Here is a 12,080-nt window from a genome sequence, read left to right on the forward strand (position 1 = left end):
AACATCATGCCCTCACGCCGCGTGCCAGTGGACCTGAATGCCGGGACCTATTTCACGTCCAAGCAACTGAAGGAGAATATCGCGGCCACCGAGCCGAGCGTCCTTAAGTTATTCGTCGATGACGCGGGGACCTATCGACTGTGGATGGATACGAATGCGCCGAAGAAGATCGAGAATCCTGATTTCTATGTGCAGAAGCTCAATTATGTGCATGAGAATCCGGTGCGCAAGGGTTACGTGGCCCGGGCTGAGCATTGGGTCTGGTCTTCGGCAAATCCGGATTCGCCGCTGGAGGTCGGGATTCTGTCGTGACCCGGACTTGAGTTATTCCGTCGCCGATCATTGGCATGAGCCCGCAGGTCCGGAAAAAACGTTTCGGACGGGGCGGATGCCCCGTCCGGCCCAGTTCGCTCACCAACCGCGCCGCGCCCTGGCCGCTATCGGCGTCTGACACCCGACGGCCGCTGATGCTGACGCACGGCCGCTCCGGCGGAGGCTCGCGCTCGCCTGCGCCCGCGCATTTCCCCTTCGTGCGCCTCGCCCAACCCCGCGATCGTCTTCGCCACCGCCACCGCCCGCCCGTCACCAGCGCACTTCGCACCCCCGGCGGTCCCCGCCGCTACGCCGGACCGCCGGACTTTGACGGAACCCTGCGCATTGATGGCTGCCGCCAGGCAAGGCCATCGCGAGGTGGTACAGCTACTGCTTGAGCGGGGTGCGCAGGCCGATGCCGGAAGCGACACCGGGGCAACTGCGGCGACGTTTGCCGGCAATCGGCCCGCGCGGAACATCGCACCCCGCACGGCCTGCGTGGGGCCGGCACCGCGATCAAGGACTGCCGCGGACCCAGGCCCTGCCGGGAGTCGTCGCGAATCGATGAGCTATGATGGCCGCCCCGGCCCTTCGCGCTCACCCCACGCGGCCTTGATTTCAAGGATGCGCGGCAGACAGGTCTCCAAAGCCGCGATCAAGGCCGGATCGAACTGCTTGCCGGCACCCGCGCGCAGGGTCGCGAGCGCCCGCTCGACCGGCCAGGCCGCCTGGTCGGGCCCGCTCATGGTGAGCGCGGCCACGGCATCGGCGATGGCGACGATGCGTGCCGCTTGCGGAATGGCCTCCCCGGCCAGCCCCATCAGGTACCCGCTGCCATCCCATCTTTCGTGATGATAGAGGGCAATCTCGGCGGCCAACTGAAACAGCGGTGCGTCGCTGTAGGACAGGATCTCGAAACCGATACCACAGTGCGTCTTCATGGCGGTCAACTCCTCCGGCTCCAATTCCCCGGGCGTGCGCCGCATCACGTCTGGAATGCCGATCATACCGGTATCGTGCAGTGGCGCGGCCAGTTCCAGCAGCTCACAACGTGCCTCAGACCAACCCGCCGCCGCGGCCAACTGCCGGGCCACGGCGGCCATACGCCACAGTTGTGTGCCGGTGTCGGGATCGTGGTAATGGGCGGCCTTGGCGATCATGTCGATCGCCTCGCGACGGCTCTTCTCCAACTCCCCGGTATGCACCAGCGACAGGTGCGTACGCACCCGCGCCCGCACGATCCCGGCCGCCACCGGCTTGGTCAGATAATCGACGCAGCCCGCCGCGAAACCGCTCGCTTCATGACCGCGATCGGACAGTGCGGTGACGAAAATCACCGCAATCGCCGCGGTCTGCGGATTGGCCTTCAAGGCCCGACACACCGCATAGCCGTCGAGGTCCGGGAGCTGGATGTCGAGCAATATGAGCGCGGGGTGATCGCTGCTCGCCAGGGCCAGGGCCTCAGCGCCGCTGCGGGCAAACAACAGGTGATAGTCGCGCTCCAGAATATGGCCCAGTACGCCCCGCGTCAGGCGATCATCATCGACAATGAGAATCGGGCCTGGCATTTTCAGATGGTGCGCTGTTGCAATGCGATCGAGCTGTTTCGTCATTGCCGTGCGACCGCCGTCCTGCGCCAGTGCGTCATGCTGATCCCACTCGGCCTTGAGCTCCAGGAGTTGCGGCAGACAGGCCGTAAAGGCCGCGATCACGGATGGATCGAAATGGGTGCCGGCGCCCGCGTGCAGCGTCGCCACGACCCGCTCCAGCGGCCAGGCCTCCTTATAGGGCCGGGTCATGGTCAGTGCGTCGAACACATCAGCCACGGCGACGATGCGTGCCGACTCGGGAATGGCCTCACCGCGCAGCCCCTGGGGGTAGCCGCTGCCGTCCCATTGTTCGTGATGATAGAGTGCGATCTCGGCTGCCAACTGAAAGAGGGGTGCGGCGCTGCCGGACAGGATCTCAAACCCGGCAACACTGTGCCCCTGCATGACGGCCCACTGCCGGGCATCCAAGGCGCCGGGTTTGCGCAAGATGGTTCCGGGGATACCGATCTTGCCGGTATCGTGCATCGCCGCCGCCAGTTCGAGCAGCTCGCAACGCGCCCTTGACCAATGCCGCGCCGCGGCCAGTTGGCGGGCAAAGGCGGCCATCCGCCAGATATGGGTATCGGTATCGGAATCATTGTAATGTCCGGCCCTGGCGAGCATGACCACGGCGTCGCGCCAACTCGCCTCCAATGCCGTAGCCTGCACCAGCGACAGGTGATTACGCACCCGCGCCCGTACGATCTCCGCCGCCACCGGCTTGCTCAGATAATCGACACAGCCGGCCGCGAAGCCGATTCCCTCATCAGCCAGGTCCGACAGCGCGGTGACGAAAATCACCGGAATGCCCGCGGTCTGCGGATCGGCCTTCAAGGCCCGACAGACCGCGTAGCCGTCCATTTCCGGCATCTGAATATCGAGCAGAATGAGCGCGGGGTGATGCTGGAGCGCCAGGCTCAGGGCCTCGACCCCGCCGCAGGCAAACATCAGACGGTAGTCGGGCGCCAGGATCTCGCGTAAGATCGCGAGATTGACAGGCTCATCATCAACGATGAGAATGGGGTCGGGCAGCATTGCATCACTCCTGTATCGCATTGGTCCGGTCAGACAGCAGCGTTTTTGTCAATGACTCGGCGGCGTGAAAATCAAAATCGGTCAAATGTGAGTGCAGCGCGGTGAGTGGGACCTCTGCCACCAGACCCTGCAATTGCGCCAGCACGGCCTCGGCGCCGTCGAGATCATGCTCGGCGAGCGCCCGCAGTAATTGGTTCAACCGCGCCTGCGCAGTACTGCGATCAGCGTCAGCGACGGCCACTTCGGTGGGCGTCGACCCCGCCGTTCTGGTCCAATCCTCGATACCGGAGCAGGCCTCGTCGATGGCGGTTTGCACTTGCGCGGTCAACGCCTCGCTCGGCTCGCCCGCCTTCAGCTGCGTATTCAGTTGCCGGGCGAGCCCGGCGACCCGCGGGAGACACAGGGTAGCGGCCACACCGATGAGCTTATGGGCCAGTGCCGCGGCGGCCGCACGGTCGCCTTGCCGCACCGCGGCGGCGATATCCAATCCCGCGGAGGCATAGTCGGCGACGAACTTCTTCAGATAGGTCCGGTAGGTCGAAAGCGCGCGCCATCGTTGGAGGCCCGCGATCAGGTCAAGGCCCGGCAAGGTCGGCAGCGGGTCGGCCGGGCAGGACTCGCGGGGCAACTCGCCCGCCGCCGCAGCAAGCGCCGCCGGGGGTTCGGGCCGGCAGCCGGTCCAGCGTTGAATCCGGGCCATCATCTGATCGATGGCGAACGGCTTGGCGATGAAGTCGTTCATGCCGCTGTCCCGGGCGGCATCGCGCAACGTCTGGAAGGCACCGGCGGTGAGTGCCAGGATCGGCAGGTCTTTCCAGCGTGCGTCCGCACGAATCACACGCGTGGCCGCATAGCCATCCAGGCGCGGCATCTGCACATCCATCAGCACGATGTCCACCGCCCGCGGATTGGCCCGCAACCAGTCTACCGCCTCCTGGCCGTCATTGGCCAACACCACCACCGCGCCTTCGAGTTCCAGGACTTGCTGCGCCAACTCGCGATTGATCTCGCTGTCATCCACGACCAGGACGCGCACCCCAAGGAGGCGCCGCGGCTGGGTCTGCGCGGGCCTGGGTTGAGCCGACACCAGTCCCGGTTGGCGTCGGTTGACGGCCTCCGTGATCGCGTTATACAAGGCGAATGGGGTGACCGGCTTGCTGAGCACCGTATCCACCGCGTCGATGCCGGGCTGGGCCAAGAGTTCATCGCGCGAAGAGGCGGTCACCATGATGACGATCAACGGCCGCCGGGATGGTTCGATCCGCTCCCGCAGCAGGCCGGAGAGCGCCTGGGCGGTGGCGAGCCCATCCCATTGCGGCATCTGCCAGTCGAGCAGCAGCGCATCATAGACGCGCTGGTGATCCAGGTGCGCCTGCGCCTGCCTGAGCGCGGCCTCGCCCGAGCTCACCAGGTCGGCGGTCCAACCCAGGCGGGCCACGGTGTTGACCAGCGCGGCACCGGCCGTAGGGTTGTCATCGACCACCAGGAAGTGCAGCGGGGCCAGCCCCGTCGGCATGGGTTGCGCCTGGGCGTCGTAGGGCAACGGCAGCCAAAACCAGAATCCGCTGCCCCGGCCGACCGCACTCTTGACCCCCAGATCACCACCCATCAAAACGACCAATTGCCGGGTGATGGCCAGTCCCAACCCGGTGCCCCCGAAGCGGCGGCTGATGCTGGTGTCGGCCTGGGCGAAGGCCGAGAAGATCTGCGCCTGCTGCTCGGGGGAGATGCCGATGCCGGTGTCGCGCACCGTGAAACGCAGCAGCGCCCCGTGTTCGTCAGCGGACTCCACAGCGATGCGCAGTTCGACCTCACCGCGCTCGGTGAACTTGATGGCATTGCCGAGCAGATTGACCAAGACTTGCCGAAGGCGCCCCTGATCGCCGATCAGCGCATCGGGTATGCCGGCGGGAGGCGGGCAAATGATCAGCTCCAGATGCTTGTCGTCGGCGGACGCGCTCATGAGCGCGGCAAGATCATCCAGCAATGCCGACAGACTGAAGGACTCGGACTCGATATCCAGGTGCCCCGCCTCGATCTTGGAGAAGTCCAGGATGTCGTTGATGAGGATCAACAGCGAGCGGCCGGCTTGGGCAACCTTGAGGACCAGGTCGCGCGCCGGGTCGCCGAGCGGTTGGCGCTCCAGGAGATAACAGAAGCCCAGTACCGCGTTCAGCGGCGTGCGGATCTCGTGGCTCATATTGGCCAGGAACTCGGACTTCATCCGTGTCGCCTTTTCGGCCAGGCGCCGCGCCTGCAACAGGTCGGTCACGTCATAGAGGGTGACGAGATGCCGCCCGTCCAGCGCCTCGTTGAGGATTGTTTTGCGAACCATCGCGATGCGTGTCGCCCCGTCCTTGCAGCGGATGGCGACCTCCAGGTCCGCGCTCACTTTGCCTTGCTTTCCGACCCCTGCCAGATGGGCGTCGAAGGCATTTCTCATCGCTTGGGCATAGTCCGGATCGGGATAGGCCAGCCGCTCCCAGTGCGCCCGGTCGGGAATATCCTCCAGGGTATAGCCGAAGGTAGTGGTGAAGGCGGGATTGAGATAAGCGAAGGTCTGGGTCGCGTCGCCGATCGCCAGGGGCACCGGCGAGGCATCGACGATGGCATGGGCCGTCGCCTCGCTCGCGCTCAACGCCGTCTGGGCACGCCGCAGCTCGCTGTTGGTCTCCGACAGGGCCTGGGTGCGCTGTGCCACGCGTTGCTCCAGGGTCCGATTCAGCTCTTCGACCAGGGCCAGTGATTGCTCGATCTGTCGTTGCTGCGCCCGCACCTGGCGCCGCATATCGACCTTGTCGAGGCTGTTGGCCACCGCGCGGCGCAGCTCGTCCGCGCCGAAACGTCCCTTGATCAGAAAATCGTGGGCGCCATGCTTCATGCACTCGACCGCCAGCGCGACATCGGTATTGCCGGTCAGCATGATGACCGCGTAGTCCTCGTCATGCCCCGGGCCGCGCTCGTCGAAGAAATCCAGCCCGGTCATATCGGGCAATTGGTAGTCCAGCAGTACGAGGTCCGGGCTATGGGTCGCAGCCATCGCGAGTCCGCGCTCACCGCGCTCGGCCGTGATGACGTCAAAGGTATCCCGCAACCAGCGCTGGACCGTCTCGGTATCCTCGGGGCTGTCGTCGATGATCAATACGGTCGGGCGGGTGTCGGGCATTGGGTCTTACTGTCTCGGATAAGCAACGGTTCAATAAAAAAGTAAACACCCTAAATTAGGTGCTTCCTTCCGCGCCGTGGTCGTCATGTTTAACCAATTCCTGCGTCGTTCCTAAAGCGGCAGTGCCACCGCCTGAAACCAATAGCGTACGAAGGCGTGCATTTGCTCCGCAAACAGGTCCCGTTCCATGGGTTTGATGAGATAGCCGGCGGCGCCCAGGCGGTAACACTGCGCGATGTCGCGCGGGTTCTTTGAGGTCGTCATGACGACGATGGGCAAGGGGCGATCGGCGCGATCGGCGCGCAGGGCCTCCAGTACCTCCAGACCAGTGCCGTCCGACAGATTGAGGTCGAGCAACACGGCACAGGGGCGAACCCGCTCCGGTTGCGGTGGCAGCGCGCATGGACACAGCAGCGCGAGTGTGTCATCCACTCGGGTGGTGCGCAGCAGCGGTCGCTCACAGCCGGCGCGGCCCAAGGCCCAGCGGGTCAATGCGAAGTCCTCATCCGAGTCCTCGACAATCAGCAGCGGGCGGGAATGTTGCTCAGGCATGGTGTCAGCGCGGGCGCGCGAGGGTGAAGCGGAAGGTGGAGCCTTCACCCGGCACGGACTCGACCCAGATGCTCCCACCGTGGCGTTCAATGGCCTTCCTGGTGATGGTCAGGCCGGCACCAGCCCCGCCGCCGTAGGCGTCGCGGCCGTGCAGCCGACGGAAGATCTGGAAGATGCGCCCGAACTGCTTGGGGGCGATCCCAATGCCGTTGTCGCGGACGAAGATGACCGGCGGGTCGAGCGTGGCATCACAGCCGATCGTCACCTGCCGGTCGGCCTTGTCATTGTATTTCACGGCGTTTGAGATGAGGTTGCTCAGGACCTCCGCCACCCGCACGTGATCACACTGAAGCCGCGGCAAGGCCTCCTGCACCCGCACCTGGACGGCGTTCTTTTTCAGGAGGGGCTGCAGGTCTTCGAGCGTTTGCAGCAGCACCGCGTTGAGATCGACCAGCTGCAGGTCCAGCTCGATCCGACCGACCCGCGAGTACTGGAGTAATGACTCGATCAGGTCATCCATCCGGTGGGTGAGGCGCAGGATCGTTGCCAGGCGCTGCCGGCCATCGTCCGACAGCCGGTCCCCGTCGTCGTCCTGCAGGAATTGAACGATGCTGTGGATGCCGCGCAAGGGTTCCTTCAGGTCGTGGGAGGCGGCATAGGCGAAGGTATCGAGCTCCAGATTGCTCTGCACCAGTTCGGTGTTCTTGCGCCGCAGTTGCTCGGTGTGGCCGATGATGAATTCGAGGATCCCCTGACGCAACTCATTGGCATGTTCGATTTCACAGTCCAGCCAGGGGTGCGCCTGGCCGCCGACCGTCTCCTTCCACAGTGCAAAGGAGGTGCGCGGCAGCAGCCGGACCTCGTCGTCGTGGTCGTCGATGGTGACGGGCTTATGGGGGTCGCCGGCCCAGTGGAGCGTCTGCAGGAGCTCACGGCGGAACCACAGCAAGCCGTCGGGTGCAGCCGGGGACAGGCGCACCGCCAGCAGACCACTGGCGACCGCGCGGAAACGCTCCGCCGGCGGATAGTCGAGGGCCAACTGATGACTGACGAAATGCGGGTCTTGGCGGGTGGCGAGCCAATCCGCCAGGGCCCGGACCTCGGCCTCGGTGGGCGTATGGCCCCAGAGGCGCAGGCGGTCCTCGCTCAGCAAGGCGGCGCCGTCGGCATGCGGCGCGGTCAGCAACTCGGGGCCGGCGTCGAGCAGTGCGCGGTCGCAGGCCTCGGTCTTGAGCAGGGCATCCAGCAACTGTCCGCGGGCCGCCCCCAGCCGCAGCCGATAGGCGTAGTGTTCTTCGGTCTCTTTCGCGCCCATCAGGAGCGAGACCATGTGTGCGAGGCACTCCACCGCGACGCGGGTCTCATAGGGCAGGTAGCGCGGTGCCGCGTGGTGGCACGAGATCAGGCCCCACAACCGGCCGTCCTTGAGCAGGGTGGTCACCAGCGTGGCCTTGACCCCCATGTTCTTGAGGTAGCCGGTATACATGACCGACACGCTGCGCAGGAACGAATAGCTCAGATCCACGGGGTCGGCGGGTTGTGCCGTGGGTGCCGACACCAGCGGAATCGGTACATAATCGACATCGGGCAAGTGGCGCAGCCAACTCAGGGCGAACAACCGGCGGGCGGGTTCCGGTATGTCGGCGGCGGGGTAATGCAGCCCCAGATAGGTCTCGCGGTTCGCCGCGACGGACTCGGCGATGACCTCGCCGCTGCCATCGGCAGCGAAGCGATACGCCATGACCCGGTCGAAGCCGGTGAGCGCGCGGATTTCCGCGACGGCCAGTTGCAGGAATTCCTGCAGCGACGGGGCCGCCTGCAACCGTTGGAGGGTGCTGTGGACCTCCTGATAGAGGTCGGGCGCCCCAGTGCGGGCCGGCTCATCGAGTCGTTCGAATTCCAATAGCAGGAGGCCGTCGGCGCGATTGCCGAACAGATGGAAGCGTTCGTTGCGCGCGGTGGTACCCACCGACATCAGGTGCAGGAGCATACCGCAGAGGTCGAGGCTCGCCAGCCGGGCGCGCAAGGCCGCGGTCGCCTCATCGCCGAGCAGCCGCTCGATCCCTTGCCCGAGCAGGGCCGCGGGCGGGAGACCCAGATAATCCCCGGTGTTGGCGCTGGCCTGGACAATGCGCAGCGCGGGCTCGTGCAGTACCAGCAGCGCGCCGTGCGGTTGAATGGCACCGGCGTACTGGATCTGCTCGCGATCACAGGTGGAGAAATCTAAGGCGGTTGGCATGAAGGCACGATGAGTGAACGCGGTGGAGGGGCAGGGCTGCGCCCCGGTCGGTCGTCGGGTCCTGCCCGAGGATCGTTGCAACCTCGGTTCGGCCGCCGCAGGGCCATCGCCACGCAGGAGGATCCGGTTAGGATCTGGGGTCCGTGCGCACGCAGTCTGGCGCGCGGCTGCTTGAGTGTAACACCAGACCCGCATCGCGCCCGCCGCCGTCCGGCTCAACCGTGTCACCCAGACCTATATGCCGATTCAGTCCCCGCACAATCCGCCGCCGCGGCGCGGCGCAGGCAATGGATGGTGACCTCCGGCGGGCAGTTGAAGCGCGCCGCGATGATGCTGCTGCCGGCCCCGCGGGAGGTGTAGCCCTGCATCTGGCGCCAGCGCCAGGCGCCGGCGCGCACCCAGTGGGGGGCGCGGGAGTGGCCGATCAGGGCGAACCCGCCGGGCAGGCAGATCTGGCCGCCGTGGGTGTGGCCGCAGAGCATGAGGGCGAACCCCAGGCTGGCCGCCGCGCGAAAGGGCTCCGGGGCGTGGGCCAGCAGGATCGCGGGGGCGTCGGGCGGGATGGCGGCGGCGGCGGCCTCCAGGTTGTGGGTGCGGTAGCGGTTGGGGTCGTCGATCCCGGCGAGAAAGACCCGCTCGCCGCCGCGCTCGATGGGCAGGGACTCGTTCATCAGCAGGCGGATGCCCAGGGCCTCGATCGGCGGGACCATCTCGATGCTGTCGCTGTTACCCAGGGTGCCATAGACGGGGCCGTGCAGGTGGGGGCGCAAGCGGGCCAAGGCGGCGAGTGCGGGCTCAAAGGGACCGATGGTCCAGGCCCGATAGTCGCCGGTGAGGACGCACAGGTCATAGTCGAGGGGGCGCACCCGGTCGATGATGGCCTGGAGGATCGAAGCGTCCAGGTCGAGATGCAGATCGGAGAGGTGCAGGATACGCAGCCCGTCAAAGGGACCGGGCAGGGCGGCGATGGGCACCGTGCGTTCGACCAAGGTAAGCGTGGTGGCGTTACGCCGGCCGCGGGCGGACAGGCCGCTGCCGCGCACGCCCAGTTCGATCAGGAGGTGGGTCAGGCGGTAGCGCTCCAGACCCAGGAAGCGGTAGCGATGCGCCCCGATACTGTCGCGATAGTCCTGCTCCAGGCCCCGGCGCATCCGCACCAGGGCGGCCCCGAGCCGCCCGGCCAACGGGTCGGGGGCCCGGTCCGGGCCGGTCGGGGCCGGCGGCGCGACCGGCGCGGCCGGCTCCGACGGATGGTGGACGGTGGCGATCGGCCCCCCCGGGGGCGCGGCCGCGGACGCTGCTCGGTTCATGGCGTGGGTCCTATCATGGGGTCGGGACCCGGCCGCGCCCCGTCCGGCTCAGGACGGCGGACCTCCTGGGCCGCGACCGTCTCAGCGGCCCCGGGGTCCGCCCGGTCATCAGGGCGCCGGCACTGCCGGTGTCACGGCCGGCGGGCCGGCCGCATGGGTCGCGGCGTCCTGATAGCGCCGTGCAATGGCGGCAAAGGCGTCGAACCCGGCGAGGAAGGCTTCCACCGCGTCCGGGTCGAAGTGGGTGCCGCGGCCCTCGGCAATGATCTCGCGGGCCTCCGCGAAGGGCAGGGCACTCTTGTAGACCCGTGCCGAGACCAGCGCGTCGAAGACGTCGGCGAGCGCCATGAGTCGGGCCGCCAGCGGGATCTGCTCACCGCTCAGACCGTCGGGATAGCCCTGGCCGTCCCACCGCTCGTGGTGCCAGCGGGCGATCTCCCGGGCCAGGGTGAGAAACTCCAACTGCCGGGGGATACTGCGCTCGGCCCAGGCAATCGCCTCGGCACCCAGGGCGGCGTGGGTCTTCATCACTGCCCACTCCTGCGGGTCGAGCGGGCCGGGTTTTTGCAGGATCTGGTCGGGGATGCCGACCTTGCCGATGTCGTGCAGGGGTGCGGAGCGAACCAGGACCTCAATGAAATGGTTGGTCAGCACCGCGCTGAAGCGCGGATGGTGACGCAGGCGACCCGCCAACTCCAGAACATAGCCCTGGGTTCGCAGGATGTGGTTGCCGGTTTCCAGATCGCGAATCTCGGCCAGGTGCGCCAGGGCGCGGATGCTGACCTCCTGGATCATGGTGTTCTCCTCCATGCGCCGACTGACCTCCTGCTCCAGCCAGGTATTCTGGTCGCGCAGGCGGTCGCGTGCCCACTTCAACTCCAGGTGGGTCCGCACCCGTGCCTGCACCACCGCCGGGATGAAGGGCTTGCTGATATAGTCCACTGCCCCGGCCGTCAAGCCCTGGACCTCGGAGCGGGTGTCGTCCAGGGCGGTGACGAAGATGACCGGGATCGCCCGCGTGACGGGGTTCGCCCGCAGCCGCTCCAGAACCTCGAAGCCGTCCATCGCGGGCATCATGATATCCAACAGCACCAGGTCCGGGCGCGGTGCCGAGGCGGCGACCCGCAGGGCCTGGAGGCCGGAGCGCGCCGCCCGCACCCGATGTTGTTCACTGAGGATCTCCGCCAACACCGCCAGGTTCTCCGGCTGGTCATCGACGATCAGCAGCGTCGCCCCCGGCGGCTCGTCTACGGGACGAACGGTTGCCGCGGGCGGCGGCATGGGCTTGCTCATGTGGGGTCACTCACTGAGTTCGCCGATGTCGGCGGGGCGCGCAAGGGCCGCGTGGCGCGGCTTAGTGGTCTCGATGACGTGCTCCAGGGTGGCCCCGGCTGTGTGAAGTTGTAATATGCTGCGGGTTTTGCGTCGGCAGTTCAACGCCAGGGTGCGCGACTTGACAAGTCGCAGCGTCGCCGGTCCTGCCCCCGCGGCGGTTGTGCACACCCGGGACCTTCGGTGAAAAACGCACCAAACGCGGCGGTCTTTCCCGTCAAGCAATTGAAGCAACATCCCAACAGATTATTATATAAGAACTTTTGCCGCAAGCGGCGGCTGCGCCCCAAGGAAAATGAAGTCTGAAATGAGCGACTTGCCCGCCTGCCGTGGGCCTTCGTCCACAGAGTTATCCACAGGTTTGCAGAGGGCGCCCGGCGCTGCCGGCCACGGCCGCCGGGGTGCGATCAGGACTGATGTGTTAACGCACATGTCGTAGGGTACGCGATGCATACCCTACAGCTACAGCTACCGGACGTTCTCACGGACCGGACGTCGTTGTCGTTGTCGTTGTCGTTGTCGTAATCCTGGTCGGATTTTTCGAT

Annotated in this window: 6 protein-coding genes and 2 pseudogenes; 2 read left to right on the forward strand and 6 right to left on the reverse strand. The window is 66.4% G+C overall.

From position 1 onward, the window contains the following. Together QZY48_RS09235 and QZY48_RS34725 are read left to right on the forward strand one after the other, a co-directional pair. Positions 1-312, forward strand: a pseudogene (locus tag QZY48_RS09235) (hypothetical protein); the annotation flags it as partial. A 348-nt stretch (positions 313-660) separates the two neighbouring features. Beyond that, positions 661-720, forward strand: a pseudogene (locus tag QZY48_RS34725) (hypothetical protein); the annotation flags it as partial. A 161-nt stretch (positions 721-881) separates the two neighbouring features. On the opposite strand, the gene QZY48_RS34730 reads toward QZY48_RS34725, so the two are convergent. The 6 genes from QZY48_RS34730 to QZY48_RS09270 all read right to left on the reverse strand — a co-directional run bounded on the left by QZY48_RS34730 (position 882) and on the right by QZY48_RS09270 (position 11,496). Continuing rightward, a complete protein-coding gene (locus QZY48_RS34730; protein WP_366929661.1) occupies positions 882-2,936 on the reverse strand; it encodes an HD domain-containing phosphohydrolase in 2,055 nt (684 codons plus the stop codon). Between the two features lie 4 nt (positions 2,937-2,940). Further along, positions 2,941-6,102, reverse strand: coding sequence for a response regulator (locus QZY48_RS09250; protein ID WP_295430364.1), 3,162 nt, complete (start codon positions 6,100-6,102; stop codon positions 2,941-2,943). Positions 6,103-6,213: 111 nt separating this feature from the next. Beyond that, positions 6,214-6,654 carry a response regulator gene (locus QZY48_RS09255; protein ID WP_295430366.1) on the reverse strand — a complete coding sequence of 147 codons (441 nt, stop codon included), beginning with the start codon at positions 6,652-6,654 and terminating at the stop codon, positions 6,214-6,216. 4 nt (positions 6,655-6,658) lie between these two features. Beyond that, positions 6,659-8,893: an ATP-binding protein gene (locus tag QZY48_RS09260; protein WP_295430367.1), complete on the reverse strand. Its 2,235-nt coding sequence runs from the start codon at positions 8,891-8,893 to the stop codon at positions 6,659-6,661. Between the two features lie 224 nt (positions 8,894-9,117). Further along, positions 9,118-10,203, reverse strand: a complete 1,086-nt coding sequence (locus QZY48_RS09265) for a metallophosphoesterase (protein ID WP_295430368.1) — start codon at positions 10,201-10,203, stop codon at positions 9,118-9,120. A 108-nt stretch (positions 10,204-10,311) separates the two neighbouring features. Next, positions 10,312-11,496 carry a two-component system response regulator gene (locus tag QZY48_RS09270; protein ID WP_295430370.1) on the reverse strand — a complete coding sequence of 395 codons (1,185 nt, stop codon included), beginning with the start codon at positions 11,494-11,496 and terminating at the stop codon, positions 10,312-10,314. Positions 11,497-12,080 lie beyond the last annotated feature (584 nt).

Source organism: uncultured Thiodictyon sp., from assembly GCF_903828115.1.
GTDB lineage: Bacteria > Pseudomonadota > Gammaproteobacteria > Chromatiales > Chromatiaceae > Thiodictyon.

Bases quoted from the DNA above. Each gene is read 5' to 3' on its own strand.
- QZY48_RS34730 (WP_366929661.1), bottom strand. From the start codon at position 2,936: ATGCTGCCCGACCCCATTCTCATCGTTGATGATGAGCCTGTCAATCTC.
- QZY48_RS09250 (WP_295430364.1), bottom strand. From the start codon at position 6,102: ATGCCCGACACCCGCCCGACCGTATTGATCATCGACGACAGCCCCGAG.
- QZY48_RS09255 (WP_295430366.1), bottom strand. From the start codon at position 6,654: ATGCCTGAGCAACATTCCCGCCCGCTGCTGATTGTCGAGGACTCGGAT.
- QZY48_RS09260 (WP_295430367.1), bottom strand. From the start codon at position 8,893: ATGCCAACCGCCTTAGATTTCTCCACCTGTGATCGCGAGCAGATCCAG.
- QZY48_RS09265 (WP_295430368.1), bottom strand. From the start codon at position 10,203: ATGAACCGAGCAGCGTCCGCGGCCGCGCCCCCGGGGGGGCCGATCGCC.
- QZY48_RS09270 (WP_295430370.1), bottom strand. From the start codon at position 11,496: ATGAGCAAGCCCATGCCGCCGCCCGCGGCAACCGTTCGTCCCGTAGAC.